This window comes from Methylobacterium sp. M6A4_1b (assembly GCF_053345175.1).
Window position 1 is genome coordinate 91,707 of sequence record NZ_JBKEZQ010000014.1, and the last position, 20,652, is coordinate 112,358.

The following is a 20,652-nucleotide window of genomic DNA, read 5'->3' on the forward strand; positions in this document are numbered from 1 at the left end:
CCCCCGCAACGGACCCGGCCCGGCGATGACGAACCTCGACACCCTGCGGCAGACCTTCGGCCGATGTCTCATCGCCTTCCTCTGGCTGCACCTGCCGGTCATCGCGCTCTGCGCCTGGCTCACCGGCAATGCGCTGACGGTCCCCCTGGTGATCGCGGGCCTCCTGGCGGGATTCAGCACGCTGGCGTGGCGGCGCGCGCCGACCGGCCCGACGACGCGGCTGGTCAGTAGCCTGTCGCTCATCGGCATGGCGGCGATCCTGCTCTCCGCGCTGGCGGGGCATCCGTGGCAGATCGACCTGCACATGTACTTCTTCGCCTGCATGGCGCTGGTCGTCGCGTGGTGCGACTGGACCATCCTGCTGGCCTGCGCGGCGGCCGTCGCCGGCCACCATCTCGCCCTCAACATCGCGATGCCGGCGCTGATCTTCCCCGGCGGGCCGCGCAGCGCGGACCTCGCGCGCGTGGTGCTCCATGCCGTCATCCTGATCCTCGAGGCGGGCGTGCTGGCCTGGGTCGCCCGCACCATCGCGACCGCCTTCGCGGCGCAGGTCGCGTCCGAGGGCGCCATCCGGGTGCAGGTGGAGCGGATGCAGGCCCTGGAATCGGAGACCACCCTGGCCCGGGCGGGGGCCGATGCGCAGCGCCGGGCGGCCATGCAGCGGACCGCCCAATATTTCGAATCGGCCGTGGGCGGCATCCTGGGCCGGGTCACGCAGGCCGCGGGGGCGATGCAGGGGACCGCACGGACCATGACGGTGACGGCGGAGGGCACGGCGGACCGGGCGGGATCCGTGGCCGGTGCCGCCGAGATGGCCGCGCGGAACGTGGACCGTGTGGCCGGCGCCGCCGGGGAACTCGGCGCCTCGGTCCAGGAGATCGGCCGCCAGGTCGCGGAATCCGCGCGGATGGCACAGAGCGCGGTGGGCCAGGCCGACGCCACCGGCCAGCTGGTTCACGCCCTGAGCACGGGTGCGGCCCGGATCGGCGACGTCGTCGGGATGATCTCCGGCATCGCCGGCCAGACCAACCTCCTGGCGCTCAACGCCACCATCGAGGCGGCCCGGGCCGGCGAGGCCGGGCGCGGCTTCGCGGTGGTCGCCGCCGAGGTCAAGGAACTCGCCAACCAGACCGCCCGGGCGACGGAGGAGATCACGGGGCAGATCAACGCGATCCAGGGCACCACCCGCGAGGCGGTCAGCGCCATCGAGGCGATCGCCGCGCAGATCCGCACCATGAGCCTGACCGCGGACGCCATCGCGGCGGCGGTGGACCAGCAGGGATCGGCGACCCGGGAGATCATCCGCAACGTGGCCGAGGCCGCGACCGGTACGGGCGCGATCACGGCCACCATCGGCGGCGTCGCACAATCGGCCGGGGAGACCGGCGAAGCCGCCGCCCGGGTCCTCGCCTCCGCGTCCGAGCTGGCGCAGGAGGCCGACCGCCTCGGCACCGAGGTGAACCGGTTCCTCGAGACCGTGAAGGCCGCCTGACCCGCGGGCTTCGGTCGATCAGCTCTGGAGCTTCTCCATCAGGGCGTCCGACAGGGTGAAATTGACGAAGACGTTCTGGACGTCGTCCTGGTCCTCGATCACCTCGACGAGGCGGATCAGCTTCTCGCCGGTCTCGTCGTCGACCTCGACGGTGTTCTGCGCCTTCCATACCAGGGCCGTGCGGCGCGGCTCGCCGAAGCGGGCCTCCAGCGCCTTCGAGACCTCGCCATAGGCCTCCTGGGCGCAGGTGATCTCGTGACCCGATTCGTCGGAGCGCACGTCGTCGGCGCCGGCCTCGATGGCGGCCTCCAGCATGGTGTCGGCATCCGCCACCTTGGGGTCGAACTCGACCACGCCGACATGATCGAACATGAAGGAGACGGCGCCCGTCTCCGCGAGGCTGCCGCCGGACTTGGTGAAGGCCGAGCGCACGTCGCTGGCCGTGCGGTTGCGGTTGTCCGTCTGCGCCTCAACGATCAGGGCGGCGCCGCCGGGGCCGTAGCCCTCGTAGCGGATCTCGTCGTAGGTCTCGGCATCGGCGCTCGACGCCTTCTTGATCGCGCGCTCGATGTTGTCCTTGGGCACGTTCTCGGCCCGGGCCGCGATGATGGCGGCGCGCAGGCGCGCGTTCATGGCCGGGTCGGGCAGGCCGAGCTTGGCCGCGACCGTGATCTCGCGGGCGAGCTTGCCGAACAGCTTCGAGCGGACCGCGTCGACGCGGCCCTTGCGGTGCATGATGTTCTTGAACTGGGAATGGCCGGCCATGACGTGACCCTGGACTGGTAGGAACGAAGCCGGATCGCGAGGGCCGGTTGCCGGGGCGGCGGGTCCGCGATGCCGGACGGAAAGGGGTTGGCCGGCTTATAGGCCGCAGCCCGCGCCGATGACAACGCTGCGCCGCAGCGTGGACGGCCTTGTCCGCGGCATGTCTGCGGCCCTTCCCGGTGACTATCCGGCGCACGGGCGCTATCGTTGGGGCGATGACCGATCAAGCCACCGACCGGGGCGGCCCCGGAACCCGCCGCGCGGATGCCCGCCCCCGCCCGGAGCACCGACGGGACGCGGCGCCCGCCCGGCGTTGGGTCAAGCTCGGGATCGCGGGCGTGCTCGGGGCGGTCGCCGGCGCGGTGCTGTTTCCGACCCGCGCCGAGGGCGAGCCGCCGGCACGGGACGGGATGCGGCGCCCGCGGGACTGAGGCCCGACCTCAGGCGGTGACCCGCGCGTGCCAGTCCCGCAGGGCGTCCAGGGTCACGATTCCGTCCGGCCAGACATGCCCGGAGAGGTGCCGGTGCGGCGCGCCGGGCTCGCCGAGATCGGAGACGGCCGAGAAGGCCCCGTCGAGGCGGTGGCTCTCGGTGTAGCGGCTGCGGGTGGCGATGACCGGCAGGCCCGCATCGAGGGCCGAACGGATGCCGGCAGCGGAATCCTCGAAGGCCACGGCCTCGGAGGGCGCGACGGCCAGACGCCGCAACGCGAGGTCGAAGACGTCGGGGGCGGGCTTCTTGCGCGCGGCCTCGTCGCCGCAGGCGATGACGTCGAAGGGGACGTCGCCGGCCGAAAAGTTGATGCGCAGCAGGGTGTCGACGTTGGGTCGGCTCGTGGTGCTGGCGACCGCGAGCTTGATCCCCGCCGCCCGAGCCTCCGCGATCAGGCGCCCGACCCCGGGGCGCAGGGCGAGGCTCCCGCCCTCCACGAGGTCGCCGTAGCGGCGGGTCTTGCGGTCGTGGATCTCGCCCATGCGCGGGCGCAGGGCCTCGACCTCGTCGGCATGCTCGGTCTCGACGTAGTGGCGCAGACGCTCCTTGCCGCCCATCACGGTGAGGAGGTCGGCGTAGCGGGCCGACGACCAGGACCACGGCAGGCCGAGATCCGCGAAGGCGCCGTTGAAGGCCTGACGGTGCAGGTCCTCGGTCTCGGCGAGCGTCCCGTCGACGTCGAAGATCAGCGCCCTCAGCATGAGAGGGGGCCGCCTCCGACCTCCGCCGCACCCGCCCGGATCGCCGCGATCCGGTCGGCGTAGCCGGCCGGTCCGCCCTTGAACACGGCGTTGCCGGCCACGAAGGCGTTGGCGCCGGCCCGCGCCGCCTCCCCCACGGTCTCCGGTCCGATGCCGCCGTCGACCTCGATGTCGATGCCGCGCCCGGCCGTCATCTCGCGGATCCGGCGGATGGTCTCGAGGGTCGAGGGAATGAAGCTCTGGCCGCCGAAGCCCGGATTGACCGTCATCACCAGGACGAGGTCGACGAGATCGAGCAGCGGCTCGATGGCGCAGGCCGGCGTGCCCGGGTTGAGCGCGATGCCGGCGCGCTTGCCCAGGGCGCGGATCGCCTGGAGGGAGCGGTGGATGTGCGGACCGGCCTCGACATGGACCGAGATCGCGTCGGCGCCGGCCTCCGCGAAGGCCGCGAGGTAGGGATCCGCCGGGGCGATCATCAGGTGCACGTCGAAGGGCTTGGCCGAGTGCGGCCGCAGGGCCTTGATCACCGCAGGGCCGAAGGTGAGGTTCGGCACGAAGTGCCCGTCCATCACGTCGAGGTGGATCCAGTCGGCACCGGCCTCCGACACCGCGCGCACCTCCTCGCCGAGCGTGGCGAAATCCGCCGAGAGGATCGAGGGCGAGATGATCGGGCCGTTCATGATGGAAGTCTCCGGAGCCTCGGGGCCGCGCTCAGGCCATGCGGCGCTTGCGCTCGACGAGCTGCATGATGATCGGGGTCAGGATGAGCTGCATGGCGAGGTCGAGCTTGCCGCCCGGGATGACGATGGAATTGGCGCGGCTCATGAACGAGCCCTGGATCATCGAGATCAGGTAGGAGAAGTCGATGCCCTTCGGGTCCTTGAAGCGGATCACGACCATCGATTCGTCGGCCGTCGGAATCCAGCGGGCGATGAAGGGGTTCGAGGTGTCCACCGTCGGCACCCGCTGGAAGTTGATGTCGGTCCAGGTGAATTGCGGGCAGATCGTCTGCACGTAGTCGGGCATCCGCCGCAGGATCACGTCGGTGACGGCGTCGGTGGAGTAGCCCCGGAACGAGCGGTCCCGGTGCAGCTTCTGGATCCATTCGAGGTTGATCACCGGCACCACGCCGATCTTCAGGTCGGCGTAGCGGGCCATGTCGACGTTGTCGTCGACGACGCAGCCGTGCAGGCCCTCGTAGAACAGCAGGTCGGAGCCCGGCGGGAACGCCTCCCAGGGGGTGAAGGTGCCGGGCTCGGTGCCGTAGAGGGCCGCGTCCGCCGCGTCGTGGGCGTAGTGGCGCGTGCGCCCGCCCCCGGACTCGCCGTAGGTGCGGAACACCTCCTCCAGCTCCGGCAGCAGGTTGGCGCGCGGGGCGAAGTGGCTGAGGTTCGGCTCCTCCACCATCATCCGCCGCATGGTGTCGCGGTCGTAGGCGTGGAACGCGTCCCCCTCGATGTAGACCGCGCTCACGTCCTCGCGGCGGAAGATCTGCTCGAAGGTGTTGCGGACCGAGGTGGTGCCCGCTCCCGAGGAGCCGGTGACCGAGATGATGGGGTGACGCGCCGACATCTGTGTGCGTGCTGTCCCGCGCGGGCGCTAGCTGCGCATCAGGCCGCGCTGCCCGAACAGGGGCGAGCGACCGGCGGCGGCGTTGCGGCCGTCATAGTACTTGGCCACGCAGGCGACCTCGTCGAGGGAGCCGAAGATCAGCGGCACGCGCTCGTGGATGCCGGTGGCGCTGATGTCGAGGATGCGGCGCTCGCCGTCGATGGCCCCGGCCCCGGCCTGCTCCATCAGCATGGCGATGGGCGCGGCCTCGTAGAGGAGGCGCAGGCGCCCCTGGGCGTAGCCCTTCCGGTTGTCGCCGGGATAGAGGAACACGCCGCCGCGCAGCAGCACCCGCTGGGCATCCGCCACCAGGGAGCCGAGCCAGCGCATGTTGAAGTCCTTGTCCAGCGGCCCCTCCGAGCCGCGCAGGCAATCCTCGATATAGGCCTTCACGGGCGCGCCCCAGTTCCGGGCGTTCGAGGCGTTGATGGCGTATTCCCGGGCCGAGGCCACCACCTCCAGGCGCGGGTGGGTGAGGCGGAAGGTCCGCTCCGCCCGGTCCAGGGTGTAGATCTGCGTGCCGTGGCCGAGGGTGACGACGAGGGAGGTCGCCGGGCCGTAGGTGACGAAGCCGGCGGCGGTCTGCTCGGTGCCCGGCGTGGTGAAGGAGGCGATCGAGTCCGCGGCACCGGCCACCACGGGACGGATGCCGAAGATCGAGCCCACCGCCATGTTGACGCCGATGTTGGACGAGCCGTCCAGCGGGTCGATCGCGACGGCCAGCGGCGCGCCGGGGTTGATCTGCATCATGCCCTCGGCCTCCTCGGAGGCGACGACCGCCACGGGCGCCCCGCGCAGGGCTTGCGTGAAGCGCTCGTGGGCCAGCACGTCGAGGGCCTTCTGGACGTCGCCGTCGCTGTTGTTCCCGCCGGTGGCGGCGAGGTCGGCGCCGCCGAGCATGCCCCGGCCGATCACCTCGCTGACGTCGACGGCCGCCTCGGCGCAGGCCGCGATCACGGCCGCCGCGTCGGCGAGCCGCCCATCGGCCGCCACGGTCGCCGCGAGGCCGTCCGCGAGGGTGGACCCGAATTCCAGAGACACCGTCGACATGAATGTCCGCCCTTCTTTCATTCCCGGCCGCGTGGCCCGACCAACTCGCCGTCTCCGGTCGGACCGCCGCCCCGGATCGGATCGTCATCGCACTCTGCCCCTTGGCACGAGTGCCCCCGGGGACACCAGTGCCCGCGGCGCATCGGAGCCGCGAAGGCCCCCATGGTATCACCGAAAGAATTCTGAAAAAACTTGCGGGCGATTCCAAAAAAACTAAAAAAGCCTGATGCGCAATCTCTCTCTCAAACAGCTCCAGGCCGTCGCCGCCGTCGCCCGTCTCGGGACCATGACGCGTGCCGCGCAGGAGCTCAACGTGACCTCGGCCGCGCTCTACGCCCGCATCCGCCAGCTGGAGGAGGAGGCGGGCCTGATGCTGTTCGACCGAACGCCCACCGGCCTGAAACCCACGGATGCGGGCCGCGAAATGCTCTGGGCGATCAACAGCATCAACACGGTGCTGGAAACCTGCGCCGACCGGCTCGAAACCCTGAAGGGCGGCAGCAGCGGGCGCGTGGCGATGGGCGTTGTCTCCACGGCCAAGTACTTCGCCCCGGGGGTGATCGCGGGCTTCGTCGGGCTGCACCCGGCGGTGGAGATCAACCTCACGGTGGGGAATCGCGGCAACATGGTCGAGGCGCTGCGCAACTACGAGATCGATTTCGCCATCATGGGCCGTCCGCCCCGCGACTTCGCCATCGAGGCGGAGACCTTCGGCCCGCACCCGATCGTCATCATCGCCGGCCCCCATCACCCCTTCGTGGGCCGCGCCGGGCTGACCCGGGCGGATCTGGCCCAGGAATCCTTCCTGGTGCGCGAGGAAGGGTCGGGCACGCGCACGGTGTTCGAGGAGTTCATGGCCGGGGTCATGATCAAGCGCGCGCGGCTCGGCATCGATTCCGGCTCGAACGAGACCATCAAGCAGGCGGTGATGGCGGGACTCGGCATCGCCCTCATCTCGGCCCACACCGTGGCGGCGGAGCTCGAGAGCGGGCGCCTCGCGGTCCTCGACGTCCAGGGTCTGCCGATCCGGCGCGACTGGTACGCGGTGCGCCGGGCCGACAAGGTGCTCGGCCCCGCCGCGGCGGCCTTCTGGGACTACATCGCCAAGGATGGCGGACGCTGGCTGCCCCAGCTCCGGCTGTCGCCGAACCCGTCCCCCGTCACCGCGGAGTTCGAGGCATGAGGCCGCCCGACCCGCAGGCGGCCGGTGTCGTCGTCGTCGGCGCCGGCCAGGCCGGCTTCCAGGTCGCGGCCTCCCTGCGGGAGGCGGGCTTCGCCGACCCCATCACGCTGCTGGGCGACGAGGGCCTGCCCTATCAGCGGCCGCCCCTGTCGAAGGCCTACCTCGCCGGCAAGACCGATGCGGCCGGCCTGTGCCTGCGGCCGGCCTCCTACTTCGCGGAGCACCGCATCGCGCAGCGATCCGGCGTGACCGCCACGGCGATCGACCGGGCGGCCCGGCAGGTCCGGCTCAGCGACGGCGGCGCCCTGCCCTACGATCACCTGGTCCTGGCCACCGGCGCGCGCAACCGGGCGCTGCCGGTGCCGGGCACCGACCTGCCGGGGGTGCACCAGCTGCGCTCGCTCGCCGACGCCGATGCGCTGAAGGCCGCCCGCGCGGCGGCCCGCGCCATCGCCATCGTCGGTGCCGGCTTCATCGGCCTGGAATTCGCCGGGATCTGCGCCGGCTCCGGCATCCCCGTGACGGTGGTCGAGGCCGCGGACCGTCCCATGGCGCGGGCGGTCTCGGCCGAGACCGCCGGGTTCTTCACGCAGGCCCATGGCCGCGCGGGAATCCGCTTCGCCTTCGGGGCCGGCGTCCGGGCGCTGGAGGGCGAGGCGGGCCGCGTGGCGCGGGTCCGGCTCGCCGACGGATCCGCCATCGAGGCCGACCTCGTCCTCGTCGGCATCGGCGTCGTGCCGAACCAGGACCTCGCGGAGGCCGCGGGCCTCGCCGTCGGCGACGGCATCCACGCCGACGTCTTCCTGGCGACCTCCGATCCCGCGATCTCGGCGCTCGGCGACTGCGCCCGCGTGCCGAGCCGCTTCGCGGATGGGCAGGCCGTGCGCATCGAATCGGTGCAGAACGCCGTGGACCAGGGCCGCTGCCTCGCCGCGCGCCTCACCGGCCGCCCGTCCGCCTACGCGGCGGTGCCGTGGTTCTGGAGCGACCAGGGTCCGCACAAGCTCCAGATCGCCGGTCTGACGCGGCCCGACGACGCCAGCGTCGTGCGCCCGTCCGAGACCGGCCTGTCCGTCTTTCGTTTCCGCGCGGGGCGTCTCAGCGGGGTCGAGACGGTCGACCGGCCCGCCGACCACATGGCGGCCCGGCGCATCCTGAGCCTCGGCCTCCCGCTCACGCCGGAGGAGGCGGCCGATCCGGCCCGCGACCTGAAGGCGCTCGCGAAGGGCGCCTAGCGCCCTTCGGGCTCGGCGGCCGTCGCCCTAGCGGTCGTTCTCCGTGTTGAGGGCGTCCACCCGGGTGCCCTCGCCGCATCCCTGTCCGCTCAGGCGGACCCCGGCGGAACCGCCCTCCTGGCTGAACACCACGCCATGGGCCATGAAGGTGCTGCGCAGGGCCTCGATCTGCCCCGAGGGCTGCTCCCGACCGCCCGATTCGAAGTCGCGGACGAAATCCGCGCCGAGCCCGAGCTTGCCGGCGAGATCGGCCTCGGACCAGTCGAGGAGGGCCCGGGCGGCCCGCGACTGCGCCGGACTGATGATGTTCGGGCCCGCCGCTTCAGGCTGGAGGCCGCTCGGGGTTCCTTCGTCCGATCCCGTCACCCTGCCGACTCCCTGCTCGCCATTCTCCGCCGGTCAACGGCAGCGTCGCGGGATCGTTCAATACAAAACGCTCGACGGGATGCCCGGCACGGCCCGGTTAGCGGGGGATCACGCGGGCATCCCGTCAAATCCCGGCTCACGCACCCTTGACCATATTTGTGCTGGAATCTTATCCGATTGGCCCCGGGGCCCGTCCCAACTTCAGTGACTCCGCGCGACCCGCGCCGAGCCCCGAGGGGACCGGGACGGTTGCAATGTTCGACGCGACGCGAAGCGCGCTTGAAGGGGGCCAGACGATGAGAGCGATCCAAATCGCCATGGTAGCCGGCGCGCTCGCGGCCGGCGCCATGACGGCGGCGATGACCACCGCGGCGACCGCGCAGATGGGAAACAACGTGACGGGGTTCGGCAAGGACGCCCGCGAGAAGCCCGAGAAGAAGCAGTACGTTCCGGCGGCCAAGCCGCAGGAGAAGATCTTCCCCCTCGATGCCACCTGGACGGCGGTGAGCCTGAACGGCAAGCCCTTCGGCGGCAACGACCGCCCGAGCTTCACGATCGACAAGCAGTACCGCGCCCGCGGCTACGGCGGCTGCAACACCTTCGCGGCCACCGCCTTCCCGCTCAAGGAGCAGCACCTCGCGGTCGGCCCGCTCGCCCTGACCAAGAAGCCCTGCGACAAGGGCCTCGGCGCCAGCGAGCAGGACTTCTTCATCGCCCTGCGCACGGCCGGCCAGTGGGATCTCGTCGGGTCTCAGCTGGTGATCAAGAGCCAGAAGGGCGAGTTGCGCTTCGACCGCGCTCTCTGACGCGACGTCCGCTCGATCGAAGCGGGCGCCGTATCGGCAGGGCCGCGCGGCGCTCCAGGATCACAGAACTCCGCCATCCCGAAGGGATCGACCGGCGTTCGTTGGGCACGGGACCGTTCCGAACGCCCGCCGCCTTAAGCTTCCGTTGACGACGATCCGCGGTCGCGCCCGCGGATTTACCAGCCCTTCAAGCCGCCCCGTGCCTCCTGTCCCCGCCGCCGAACGTCTCGGCGGATGGGGAGTACGCGATGGGCACGAGGGTGGAATGGACCACCGGCAGCAACGGCCTCCGGCCCGGACTGCGCGAGGAGACCCGCTATCGCTGGCCCCAGGGGGTCCATGCGGGCGCCGCGATGATCGCAACCGCCAGCCCGGTCGTCGCCACCATGGTGCTGCTCTGCGCCGCCCTGCTGACGCACTGATCCCGGCGGCGCCCCCGGCCCCTCCCCGGGGCAATGGCACCGGGCCAAGAAAGATATTCTCTCTTTTTCGACCTTCACAGTAGAAGACTACTCCAAGTCGGCGACTCGTTTGTCGGCGGAGAAGGATTGTCTTTGATCCCGGATCTTTGTCGATTGCCTCGACAGAAACGACACGATATCTCCCGGCCCTGAGTTCGGTCCAGGCGGGATCCGGCGCATGCGCGCGCCGGCCGCCCGGACACAATCCTCACGCTGTTCCAGGAGAGATCTATGGCCGAGTCCCAGAGCCCCGCTTCGACCCGCACGCCGGGCCACGGCCACATCTTCGGCTCGATCACCGAGACCATCGGCAACACCCCGCTGGTGCGCCTCAACCGCATCACCAAGGAGCACGGGATCGACGCCGAGATCCTTCTCAAGCTCGAGTTCTTCAACCCGATCGCGAGCGTGAAGGACCGCATCGGCGTCAACATGATCGACGCCCTCGAGGCCTCCGGCAAGCTGAAGCCCGGCGGCACGCTCGTGGAGCCGACCTCCGGCAACACCGGCATCGCCCTGGCCTTCGTGGCCGCCGCGCGCGGCTACCGCCTGATCCTGGTGATGCCCGAGACGATGTCCCTGGAGCGCCGCAAGATGCTGGCCTTCCTCGGTGCCGAACTCGCGCTGACCCCCGGCCCGCAGGGCATGAAGGGCGCCATCGCGAAGGCCGAGGAACTCCTCAACGAGATCCCGGGCGCGATCATGCCCCAGCAGTTCTCGAACCCCGCCAATCCCGAGATCCACCGCAAGACGACGGCCGAGGAGATCTGGAACGACACCCAGGGCCATCTCGACGCCTTCGTGGCCGGCGTCGGCACGGGCGGCACCATCACGGGCGTCGGCTCGGTGCTGAAGCCGCGCCTGCCGGGCCTGCGGATCGTCGCCGTCGAGCCCACCGACTCGCCGGTCATCTCCGGCGGCCAGCCCGGTCCGCACAAGATCCAGGGCATCGGCGCCGGGTTCATCCCGGACAACCTCGACAAGGCGATCATCGACGAGGTCATCACGGTCTCGAACCAGGAGGCCTTCGACACCTCCCGCCAGCTCTCGCGCCTCGAGGGCATCCCGGGCGGCATCTCCACGGGCGGCAACGTGGCCGCGGCCCTGAAGCTCGCCGCGCGCCCCGACTTCCGCGGCAAGCGCATCGTCACCGTCGCCTGCTCCTTCGCCGAGCGCTACATCTCCTCGGCGCTGTTCGACGGCCTCTGAGGCCCGGCGGCCGTCGGGACGACGCGTTCCGACGGCCGAGACGGGGGGCGACCGGCTTTCGGGGCTCGGCCCGCGGGTACGGACGGCACTCCCCGCCCCCACTCCACGCGCCGATCTCGGGGACCGGACGTCCGGGCCGAGGCGGCGCGGCCCCACGGCGCCGCCCGCGTTCCGCCTGCGCGCGGCCCATGCCCGCCGCAGCGAAGCAACCTCGGGCCCTGCGCCGGGTTGAGCCTCCGACATCAGGAGGACGCCATGACCGACGAGCCGCGCGAGCGCAGCGCGCTGAAGGGCCTCGACGCCGACCGCGACGCCCAGCCTCTCACGCAGGACAACGCCCCCCCGTCCGGCCTGCCGGCGCAAGGCGGGGACACGCCGTCCGCGACCCTGGAAGACATCGGCGCGGCCGCCCGGAAGGCCGGGACCTCCGGCGCCGCCCGGGAGGCCATCGAGCGCGCGACCGCGCCCAACGGCAAGGATGCGAGAGAGTAGCCATGCCCAACGCGCACATCCCGATCGTCGGCACGCGCAAGCCCGATTCCGACGTCGGCAAGCCCGGCGATCCCGCGGTCGCCGGCGGAGGTCAATCCCCCGACCAGGCCGCGATCACCCGTCAGGATTCGGGCGGCCAGACCGACGCCGCCCGCAATGCCGAATGGGACGGGGGTCCGAAGGGGCGCAACCCCGCGCCGGCGGGCGGCTCGTCCGACGGCCAGTCCGACCGGCCCCGATCCCCGACCGCCGGCTCCGAGGAGTGACACGATGACAGGCCCCGACGACAAGGATCCGCCGAAGGACAAGCCGGCCAACACCGCGCCGGATGCGGTGATGGACCCCAACGAGAAGACCGAGGGCAAGCCCGGCCAGGGCCCGAAGGGCGGGGGCCAGCCGGATGGCGAGACGGATCCCGGCGGCGGCTGACAGTCGCCGCCCCCCTGCCGACCGGCGGAGGTTCGGGCAATCCGTGCCCCGCGGCCGGCGGTTTCGCGGGGCCACCCGGAGAGGCAAGGCCCCCGCCGCACTCGGCGCCCTCCGCGCATGCCACTGGCACGCGGCGTGCGAGCCCGAGCCTGCGCGTCCGACGAGGCCCGGCTGAACCGGGACAGAGGTCCGGTGCGACCCGAAGACGGTTCGCCGGTCCCTTCGAGGCGCCTCCACCCGGCCGGTCCGGGCCGCATTCCTGCGATCCGTGAACGATGACGTGAAGCTTGGGGCGAATGCCGGGACCGTCTGCGCAAGGCTGCAGCCAATGGAGAGACCAGCGCGTCGCGCAAAATCTGTAGACACGTCTTCGGACTTTGCCGGATGACGGGCTTCCCGAAGTCTGACATAGAGGCTCGACAGCTAAGCTGGGCGGCACACTTCCATGATGCAACATAGTTCGACCTTCCATAAGGGCGATCCAGGCCGCTATACTGTTTCCATGGCGGCGGAGGGCGGCTTCATACCGAGCCTCAACGGCATGCGCGCGCTCAGCATCCTGATCGTCTTCCTGTCGCACACGGTCAGCAACAAGATCTTCCCCGGCGGCTTCGGCGTCCGAATCTTCTTCGTGATCAGCGGCTTCCTGATCACGCGCCTGCTGTTCGTCGAGCTGAAGGCGTATGGAAGGATCGATCTCGCGCAATTCTACATCCGCCGCCTGCTGAGACTCTATCCCGTGATCATCTGCTTCACGATCGTCGTCGTGGCGGTGAGCGCGATCTGGTGGCCGTCGCGCATCCATCTCATCGAGATCCTGTCCGGGCTGTTCTATTTCGCGAATTATTACTATGCGCACCTGTCCGAAACCGGCCAGACCGGCGAGGTCATGCCCTTCATCATCTTCTGGTCCCTCTCGGTCGAAGAGCATTTCTACATTTTCTTCCCGCTGATCTTCGTCTTGTTCCGAAAGAACCTGTCGAACCTGATCGGCTTCTGCCTCTTCCTGTGCGGCCTGTGCCTCAGCCTGCGCATCTTCGGCGCGTTGACCCGGCCGGATTTGCTGCAGACGAAGGTCTTCTACTTCGAGACGCAGTATCAGATCGACGCCATCGTCTACGGCGTCCTCGTCGCCGTCCTCTGCGAACTCGCCCGCGGGCGCGCCCTCCTTCGGACCCTGTGCCATCCGGCCTTTGCCCTGGCCGCCCTCGGGCTCATCGGCTTCTGCTTTGCGTACCGGGATCTGTTCTTCCGGGAAACGATCCGATACTCCTTCCTGAGTCTGGCGATCGCCGTTCTTCTGACGAACGTCCTCTTCTCGCCCGGCCTGCAATTGGCGAAGCGGGTCCTGAACCTTCCGATCCTGGAATATGTGGGCCGGCTGAGCTATTCGATCTATCTCTGGCACTACGCCATCGTCAGCCTCATCGGATTCCCGATACTGAGCAAATGGGTCAGCGTCCCCATGATCACGCTGATGACCGCGCTGGTCTCGATGGCCTCGTACCACCTGATCGAGCAACCGGTGGCCGCCCTGAGACATCGCCACAAATCGGTCGCGCCGCGGGAAGCGATCTGAGGACGGGAGAACCGGCGGCCGCCCCTCGGGGCCGGCTGTCGGACGGTCGGGGGTGGCAGCGCGCGATCTCGTGCAGAATCGGCGGCCCATCGGCCTCAGGTCAGGATTTCTGCAATCCGAGGCCAGCCAGGACGTCCCGCTCCAGGGGGGCCTCGTAGGCCCAGTACGCCCACGCGAAACCCCGCGCCTCGGCCGCCGCACGGACGGCCGCCAGCCAGGCGACCCGGTCCTGCGCGACGGCGTCGCTGCCCGAGACGCGCCAGACGCCGCCGAACTCGCCGAGGAGCACGCGCCCGCTCGGGATGCCGTTGCGCTGGGCCCAGGCGGCCACGGCATCGAAGCGGCGATCGATGACCTCGCGCCCGGTCGGCGTCCCAAAATAGTCGCGGATCAGCTTCCGGCTCTGGGCGATCGCCGCGTCCCTGTCCGCGGCCGGCACCTTCGCATCGGCGTTGATGCGGGCCGTCGCGCCTTCGAGCAGCACCTCCGCCTGCGCCGGTTGCGGCGGCCAGTTCAGGTTCCTGAGATACTGCGCCCCCTCCCCGGGCACGCCCTGGTGCGTGAAGGTGTGCGGGTCGTAGAAATGGAACGTGTAGAAGACGTTGCTCGACTTGAACGGGGCCGGATCGAGGCGCAGGAGCGCATCGATCGAACTCCACTGGGCGCCGGTCAGTACCAGCGGGAGGTGCGGCGCGGCGTTGCGCGCGGCGGCGTGCAGCCGCTCCATCATCGCCTGCCAGCGTCCGAGCTCGGCCGTCTTCACGATGCGCGGCTCGTTGATGAGCTCGAAGGCGACCCGATCGGGCGGAAAGCCGGCGAGGCTGGCGGCGACCCGGCCGACCATGTCCACGTAGGTGGCGAACAGGTCCGGGTTCTCGGCCGCGATCAGCCGGTCGGGCGCGTAGGTCGGATTGACCGCGACGGGATGCAGGTCGACCACCACCTGGAAGCCTGCGCCGAGGATCTGGCCGAGGGTCCGATGGATGATCGCGAGCAACTCGGGCTGCCGGTCGGCGGCGCTCGCCATCAGAATGCTGGGATCGACCGTCAGCCGAATGAAATCGAACCCCGCGAGGCGGAGTTCCGCGAGGGCGGCGTCGGTGATCCGATAGCGTTGCGCGGTGAAGGGCGGCCACAGGTAGGTGACCTGGCTGCCCTGCCGTTCGGCCTCGGGCCAGTTCAGCAGGTTGTGGATGTTCATGCCCCGGCGCAGCACCGGGGCCTGATCGAGGGCCGAGGCCCGGCCCGGCGCGAGCGCGGGCAGCCCGAGGAGGAGGGCCGTGAGGGCGCGTCGGTTCAGGCCCGCCCGATCGGGTTTCAGGGACGAATCGGTCCGGCGACGGCTATCGGTCCGGCGAAGGCTCATGGCGAGGGGTCTCCAATCCAGAGGCGGCGGTCTGCGCCCGGGCCACCGGCCGGCCGCGCCGGCACGGCGGCCGATCCGTCACGCGCATTTCCGCGTCAGACCGCCCTGACGTTCAAGGCCCCGGGCGATCGCCGCATGACCGGCGCGGCAGCCGGGCTCCGCACCCGCCCGACGTTGGAACGGGGATCGAATTGCAGGATCACGAACAGGGCGACGAAGCAGACGACGCCGTCGAACCCGGTGCACACGAACGGCGTCGTCTCCGTGATGCCCATGAAGAGGGCCGACGTGACGATGAGAAACGCCGCTTCGAGGGTTTCGCGCTCTCCGTTCGACCGGATGGCCCTGAGACTCGCGGCGACGCGGATGAGACCCATCACGATGGGCAGGAAGAACAGGGTGAACCCCACGATGCCGAGGTCCAGCAGACTCGCCAGATAGAGGCTCTCGGGCCCCTGAATCGCCTGTTGCGCGTAACTCGCGACGAATTCCAGGAAGGTCGGGCCACCGAGAGACTGGTACCCGTGCCCCAGGATCGGTGACAGCTTGATGTACTCGATGGCGATCTCCCAGATCTCCGTCCTGCCCGTGAACGAGGAATCGCGACCGATCAGCCCGAAGAATTGATCGTAGAAGAGGGTCAGCAGGATAACGCCGGCGAAGAGGCCGCCCACGAACGCGACGAGGGTCACGAGGGGACCGCCCGCACGATTGATGCGCAGGAGGGCCAAGGCGATCAGCATCGTCACCGCGCCGATCAGGGAGGTCGCCGATCCCGAAAAAATCAGGCACGCGGCCGCGCAGACCAGCGCCACGAAGGTGTAGATCCGCGGCACCCGCATCATGCCGGGATAGAACAGGAAGATGATGGTCCCGAAGGCGCCCCAGGGCCCGAGGCCGTTCTTGTGACTGAACAGACCCCGCCAGCGGCCACCATGGGAGGCCTGGACCATCTCCTCGCCGGTATGCGTCCCGATCGATGGCAGGAGCACGGCGAGCAGCGTGCTGAGAATCACGACGACCGCGATGATATGGACGAGCAGCGTCATCGCCTTCTCGCGGCCGAGCCGCAGAATGAGGGGCGACATCGCGAAGTACAACGCCGTGAGGATGATCGCCGACCTGAGCACGCCCTTCGTGTCGTCGGCCCAGACGAAGGAGGCCATGGCCAGGATCAGATAGGGCAGCAGCGAGAGCGGCAGCGCGTTTCGGATCGCACCGAGTCCGGTCGTCACGACCACGACCATCACCGTCAGGGCGCACAATCCGAACCGTATGTAGACGAGAACGGCGCCGATCGGATCTTCGATGCTGGGATCGTTCAGGCGATTGAAGAAAACGTCTCGGCCGATGGATCCGTAAGCGACGACCAATAAAACAAAGAGGACCGAAAGGATGAACTGCTCGATCCCGGACGCCTCCGTCGTGAGATTGCCTGACGATGCAGGCCGCAAAGACGATTTCATGGCGCCCGTCTGTGATCAGCGGTTTCGTATCGGAATTCGCGGCGGGCGCGAAACCGTCCCCGCCCTGCCCGTCGGCCCCCGCTTGCGGCCGACGGTCGTCGATGGCGCGTGCCCATCCGCTGAGCGTATTCCAGTGGCGGTGTGCACTGCAACCAGATAAGGGCCTGTACCGAAGGATTTCCCTCCCGGCGGGCGGGCGAGACTGCCAGGATCCGATGACGCGCCATGGACCGTGCCGCGGAGGAACCCCCTCCGCCTCGACCCTTCCCAGCCCGCATCCGCGGGTGTCGAGCCAAGGCCCATCGGACCGGTTTCCCGGCACGCCCGCGGATCGTCCGAGGGCGGCGGCCGCCCTCCCTCCGGCGGCCGCCCCCCTGGCCGGCCGGGCACGGGACCGGGCATGGGACCGGGCATGGGACATGCGTCGCGCTCGACCGGATCGGCGGAGGCGTCCTGATCCCGAGCGCCATCCGCCGGACCCGCGACGTCGGAGGCCGACAGGCCTTCCCCTCGATCTTCCTTCGCCAGCGCTGGAGACGTGACGCCGTGCCCGAACGACAAACCCGACGCCTGCGCGTCGCGATCTTCGCACCCCACTATGCCGAGTACACGATGCGGCTGGCGACGGCCCTCGCGCGGAAGGCCGACGTCCTGCTGGTGGCGGAAGCGGCGAATGTCCGGAACGAATGCCGGGAGAGCCTGGTCTCCGGCGCACGACGCGCACTGAAGCTGGTCACCTACGATGCGCATAGCCGGATCGGACGCGTCGTCGCGACGGCGCGGGTCCCTGCGGCGATCGCCGCATTTCGCCCGGACGTGCTGCACGTCCAGGAACAGCCGGACAAACTGACCGCCCGGATCGTCGGCCTTCTCCGGTGGCGGCTGCCGATCCTGATGACGGTTCACGATCCCCGACCGCATAGCGGGCGTGACGCCGCCTATGCCAGGCGCCAGGACGTCTTTCGGCAGAGGCTGCGCTCGGCCGCATCCGCCTTTCACGTCCACGGCGACCATTGCCGCCGGGAAATGGTCCATGCGGTCGGGAACGGCCGGGCGATCGTCAACACACTCCACGGCGTGATCCTGTGCCCCGAACCGCCGGAGCGCCGCGCGCCGGACGGTGGGCGGATGCTCTTCTTCGGACGCATGGAAGCCTACAAGGGACTCGAGACGCTGCTCGACGCGGCGGACATCCTGCATCGGGACAACGTCCCCTGCCGCATCGTCGTGGCCGGGCGCGGCCCGGAACTCGACCGCCTGCGCCCGCGCCTGCTGCAGCAGCCCTGCATCGAGGTCCTGGAAAAATTCCTGACGCCCGCCGAAGCCGCGGAGCAGTTCCAGCGGGCCGAGATCGTGGTCGCGCCCTATCAGGACGCGACTCAGAGCGGCGTCGTCGCGGCCGCCATCGGCAACGGACGGGCGATCGTCGCGAGCGCGGTGGGCGGTCTCGTGGACGCCGTCTCCGACGGCGTCAGCGGCCTCCTGCTGGAGCCCGGGCGGCCGGATATCCTGGCCGGAGCGCTGGCGGGCCTGATCGAAGATCGCGGGCGCCTGCGGGACCTCCTGGCCGGCAGCGAGGCCGAGGCGTCCGGCCGATTCGCCTGGGACAGGATCACCGACGATCTCCTGGCGGCCTATGGCGGCCTGCTGCGCCGCTGAGGAGGCGAAGTCTCGGCGTCGAGGCGGTTCGCCACGCGCGGAAGCGGGCCACCGACGCCGCCGGACCCGGCTCCATCGTCCCCGATGCCGGGCCTGATCGGCCCGGCATCGCGACCGCAGCGCCCTACGCGTGCAGGAGGCCGTGGTCCTTGAAGGCGAAGTCGACCTCCGTCAACGCGGCCGGAAGGATGTTCTTGAGGAGGATCGTGTCCGTCGTGCTCAGGCTGATGAGCGTATCGCTCCCCGAAGCGCTCATATGGCTCTTCAGGCTCGCGAAATCGGCGATCTCGGATTTGTCGAGCCACAGGGTGTCGTGTCCGCGGCCGGAGCCGGCGTGGAACCCCTCGATGACGTCCTTGCCGAAGCCGGCGGCGAAGACGAAGGTGTTGCCGCCGAAACTCTTGAAGGTGTCGGCCACGCCGGCGGTGGACTTCAGGGTCTGGTCGGCCTGATACGCCGTCTGGGTATGAGACCCGTCGAGGTTCGTCCGGTCCACGAACTCGAGCTTTCCGTTCGCGCTGTAGCTGTCATGCTCGGCCGTATAGGACTTGCCGGAGATGGACGACAGGAATACGTCCTTGCTCTTGTCGGCATGGAATTGGGTCTCGGAGGTCAGCGCGCCGCTGGCGTCGAAGGTCTTCGTATTCGTCTCGATGCCGATGACCTTCTTCATCATCAGGCTGCCATCGGCTCGGAACTGCTCCTGAAGCACGACTTTTCCCACCTTGTCGTAGCTCGTGAAGGCCGCCGCGTATTCCTTGCCGACGACGCCCCCGACATAGACGTCGCGGGACTTGTCGGCATGCTGCACCGTCCTGTCGGTGAGCGTGCCGGCCGCGTCGTAGGCCTCGGTGGTGGTGTCGGCCCCGAAGACCTTCTTCGTCACCAGACTGCCATCGGCCCGGAAACTCTCCAGCAGGACGGCTTTCCCGGTGCTGTCGTAGCTCGTGTAGGACGCGGTGTAGTCCTTCCCGGTGACGGCGCTGGCATAGACGTCGCGGGACTTGTCGGCATGCAGCACCACCTTGCTGGTGAGCGTACCGCTCGCATCGTAGGTGGAGGTGATCCGGTTCCCATCGACCACCGAGGTCTCCGTTCTCGCCAGTTTCCCGGGTGCCGGAGTCGGTGCGGGGACTGGAACGGGGACCGGCGTGGGGGCAGCGGGAAGCGACGGGGCCGGTGCGGACGTCACCGGCGGAAGTGGAACGGGCGGAAGCGTAACGGGCGGAAGCAGAATTGGCGGGAGCGGGACGGACGGAAGCGGAACGGACGGAAGCGGAAGGGGCGATGCGGGGGTCAGGCCGACCTGGGTCGCCACCAGGAGCGTCGCGCCGGCGCCGCCCGATTGTGCCGCGACGGCCTGGACGATCGATGCGGTGCCGGCGGGCGACAGGGTGGCGAACGTCTCGCCGGCATTCAGGGCCATGCCCCAGTCGTTGTAGAGATGCGTCGCGTTGGAGTTCCTGTAGAACACATTATCGAAGTGGTAATCACCCGATTGCTTGAAGAACGAGTCGCCGGCATTCAGGTATATCGCGTTGTCATGCACCGACACCTGGCCTGGTCGGTAGGCCGTGTCCAGAAACACGCTGGCCATCTGCTTCGCGGCGTTGTTCTGTTCGATGACGGTGTTGTGGCTGACGTCGACGTTCTTGAACGTGCTGGCGAAGTTGCCGCCACCGTTGTGGATGTCCACGAAGCCATTGTTGTTCAAGCTGACATTGTTCGTGATCGAGATGTTCGTCAGCGAGCTCTTGTAACCACCGGCCTCGATGAAGCCGACGGTGTTCTCGATCCAATTGTCGTGGATCTTGATGTTGTCCATCGTGCCGAACAGCTCGATGCCGCCGCCATCGTGGCCGTAGTCGAAGCTCGGCGCCTTGGCGTTGACGATCTTGGTGTACGAGACCTCGTTGTTGCTGTTGCCGATCATCACCCCGACCGCGCCGTAATCGTCGTCGTACACGTTGGCCGTGTTCTTGATCATCTTCAGATCGTGAAAGTAACTGCGCGTGACGAGGTTGTCGGTGCCGTTGAGCATCACCCCCTCGCCGACCTGGCTGGCCTCCACGTTCCGGATCGTGATGTGGCTGGCCGACTTGGTGACGTTGATGCCGGCCTGTGCGGTACCCGTGACGGTCAGCCCGTCGATGACGACGTACTTGGCATTGGCCACGTTGATGGCGTCCGAATAGCCCGCCGCGCTGTTGGCGATCGTGGCGGCCGGCCCCGTGCCGTAGGTCGTGAAGGTGATCGGGGCCTTCTCGGTGCCCGAGGCGGTGATGTTGAG

The 20,652-nt window shown here is 69.4% G+C and carries 21 protein-coding genes; 12 read left to right on the plus strand and 9 right to left on the minus strand.

Going from position 1 to position 20,652, the window contains the following annotated elements; all coding sequences use genetic code 11:
* Positions 1-25 precede the first annotated feature (25 nt).
* Complete coding sequence (locus ACLBWX_RS15110; protein ID WP_447677842.1) at positions 26-1,492, plus strand: methyl-accepting chemotaxis protein; 1,467 nt, start codon at positions 26-28, stop codon at positions 1,490-1,492.
* 18 nt (positions 1,493-1,510) lie between these two features.
* Here ACLBWX_RS15110 and ACLBWX_RS15115 read toward each other — a convergent pair whose 3' ends face one another.
* Complete coding sequence (locus ACLBWX_RS15115) at positions 1,511-2,257, minus strand: YebC/PmpR family DNA-binding transcriptional regulator (protein WP_447677843.1); 747 nt, start codon at positions 2,255-2,257, stop codon at positions 1,511-1,513.
* A 215-nt stretch (positions 2,258-2,472) separates the two neighbouring features.
* On the opposite strand from ACLBWX_RS15115, the gene ACLBWX_RS15120 reads away from it, so the two are divergent.
* Positions 2,473-2,688: a hypothetical protein gene (locus ACLBWX_RS15120; RefSeq protein WP_447677844.1), complete on the plus strand. Its 216-nt coding sequence runs from the start codon at positions 2,473-2,475 to the stop codon at positions 2,686-2,688.
* Between the two features lie 9 nt (positions 2,689-2,697).
* Here the strand turns inward: ACLBWX_RS15120 and ACLBWX_RS15125 are convergent, their stop codons facing one another.
* Genes ACLBWX_RS15125 through ACLBWX_RS15140 form a run of 4 tightly spaced genes read right to left on the minus strand, consistent with a single transcriptional unit; the run spans position 2,698 to position 6,111 of the window.
* On the minus strand, positions 2,698-3,450 hold the full coding sequence (locus ACLBWX_RS15125; RefSeq protein ID WP_447677845.1) for an HAD-IA family hydrolase: 753 nt from the start codon (positions 3,448-3,450) through the stop codon (positions 2,698-2,700).
* Complete coding sequence (gene rpe / locus ACLBWX_RS15130) at positions 3,444-4,130, minus strand: ribulose-phosphate 3-epimerase (protein ID WP_447677846.1); 687 nt, start codon at positions 4,128-4,130, stop codon at positions 3,444-3,446. Before rpe ends, ACLBWX_RS15125 begins: the two co-directional genes overlap by 7 nt.
* A 31-nt stretch (positions 4,131-4,161) precedes the next feature.
* Positions 4,162-5,022 (minus strand): phosphoribulokinase, encoded by an 861-nt coding sequence (locus ACLBWX_RS15135; protein ID WP_447677847.1) that lies wholly within the window; start codon positions 5,020-5,022, stop codon positions 4,162-4,164.
* A 27-nt stretch (positions 5,023-5,049) separates the two neighbouring features.
* Positions 5,050-6,111 (minus strand): class 1 fructose-bisphosphatase, encoded by a 1,062-nt coding sequence (locus tag ACLBWX_RS15140; protein ID WP_447677848.1) that lies wholly within the window; start codon positions 6,109-6,111, stop codon positions 5,050-5,052.
* Between the two features lie 226 nt (positions 6,112-6,337).
* Between ACLBWX_RS15140 and ACLBWX_RS15145 the strand changes: the two genes are divergently transcribed.
* Both ACLBWX_RS15145 and ACLBWX_RS15150 read left to right on the plus strand, forming a co-directional pair.
* Entirely contained in the window at positions 6,338-7,294 is a 957-nt protein-coding gene (locus tag ACLBWX_RS15145; RefSeq protein ID WP_447677849.1) for a LysR family transcriptional regulator, read from the plus strand.
* On the plus strand, positions 7,291-8,529 hold the full coding sequence (locus tag ACLBWX_RS15150; protein WP_447677850.1) for an NAD(P)/FAD-dependent oxidoreductase: 1,239 nt from the start codon (positions 7,291-7,293) through the stop codon (positions 8,527-8,529). The genes ACLBWX_RS15145 and ACLBWX_RS15150 overlap by 4 nt, the downstream gene beginning before the upstream one ends.
* A 27-nt stretch (positions 8,530-8,556) precedes the next feature.
* On the opposite strand, the gene ACLBWX_RS15155 is transcribed toward ACLBWX_RS15150, so the two are convergent.
* A complete protein-coding gene (locus ACLBWX_RS15155) occupies positions 8,557-8,895 on the minus strand; it encodes a helix-turn-helix domain-containing protein (protein ID WP_447677851.1) in 339 nt (112 codons plus the stop codon).
* 296 nt (positions 8,896-9,191) lie between these two features.
* Between ACLBWX_RS15155 and ACLBWX_RS15160 the strand changes: the two genes are divergently transcribed.
* The 7 genes from ACLBWX_RS15160 (at position 9,192) to ACLBWX_RS15190 (ending at position 13,871) form a co-directional block, all read left to right on the plus strand.
* Entirely contained in the window at positions 9,192-9,701 is a 510-nt protein-coding gene (locus ACLBWX_RS15160; protein ID WP_447677852.1) for an META domain-containing protein, read from the plus strand.
* 248 nt (positions 9,702-9,949) lie between these two features.
* On the plus strand, positions 9,950-10,123 hold the full coding sequence (locus ACLBWX_RS15165) for a hypothetical protein (RefSeq protein ID WP_447677853.1): 174 nt from the start codon (positions 9,950-9,952) through the stop codon (positions 10,121-10,123).
* A gap of 270 nt (positions 10,124-10,393) precedes the next feature.
* The gene (gene cysK, locus ACLBWX_RS15170) at positions 10,394-11,371 is read left to right on the plus strand and encodes a cysteine synthase A (RefSeq protein WP_056465857.1); all 978 of its coding nucleotides are present in this window, start codon (positions 10,394-10,396) and stop codon (positions 11,369-11,371) included.
* Positions 11,372-11,626: 255 nt separating this feature from the next.
* Entirely contained in the window at positions 11,627-11,863 is a 237-nt protein-coding gene (locus tag ACLBWX_RS15175) for a hypothetical protein (protein ID WP_447677854.1), read from the plus strand.
* Positions 11,864-11,865: 2 nt separating this feature from the next.
* Positions 11,866-12,129, plus strand: a complete 264-nt coding sequence (locus tag ACLBWX_RS15180; RefSeq protein WP_447677855.1) for a hypothetical protein — start codon at positions 11,866-11,868, stop codon at positions 12,127-12,129.
* A gap of 4 nt (positions 12,130-12,133) precedes the next feature.
* Entirely contained in the window at positions 12,134-12,292 is a 159-nt protein-coding gene (locus ACLBWX_RS15185; RefSeq protein ID WP_200929986.1) for a hypothetical protein, read from the plus strand.
* Positions 12,293-12,737: 445 nt separating this feature from the next.
* A complete protein-coding gene (locus tag ACLBWX_RS15190; protein ID WP_447677856.1) occupies positions 12,738-13,871 on the plus strand; it encodes an acyltransferase family protein in 1,134 nt (377 codons plus the stop codon).
* 100 nt (positions 13,872-13,971) lie between these two features.
* On the opposite strand, the gene ACLBWX_RS15195 is transcribed toward ACLBWX_RS15190, so the two are convergent.
* A complete protein-coding gene (locus tag ACLBWX_RS15195; RefSeq protein WP_447677857.1) occupies positions 13,972-15,237 on the minus strand; it encodes a glycoside hydrolase family 5 protein in 1,266 nt (421 codons plus the stop codon).
* 95 nt (positions 15,238-15,332) lie between these two features.
* Positions 15,333-16,478 (minus strand): O-antigen ligase family protein, encoded by a 1,146-nt coding sequence (locus ACLBWX_RS15200; protein ID WP_447677858.1) that lies wholly within the window; start codon positions 16,476-16,478, stop codon positions 15,333-15,335.
* Positions 16,479-17,249: 771 nt separating this feature from the next.
* On the opposite strand from ACLBWX_RS15200, the gene ACLBWX_RS15205 reads away from it, so the two are divergent.
* Positions 17,250-18,362, plus strand: coding sequence for a glycosyltransferase family 4 protein (locus ACLBWX_RS15205; protein WP_447677859.1), 1,113 nt, complete (start codon positions 17,250-17,252; stop codon positions 18,360-18,362).
* 124 nt (positions 18,363-18,486) lie between these two features.
* On the opposite strand, the gene ACLBWX_RS15210 is transcribed toward ACLBWX_RS15205, so the two are convergent.
* Positions 18,487-20,652, minus strand: a 2,166-nt coding sequence (locus tag ACLBWX_RS15210) for a right-handed parallel beta-helix repeat-containing protein (RefSeq protein WP_447677860.1), incomplete at its 5' end; no start/stop codon positions are given.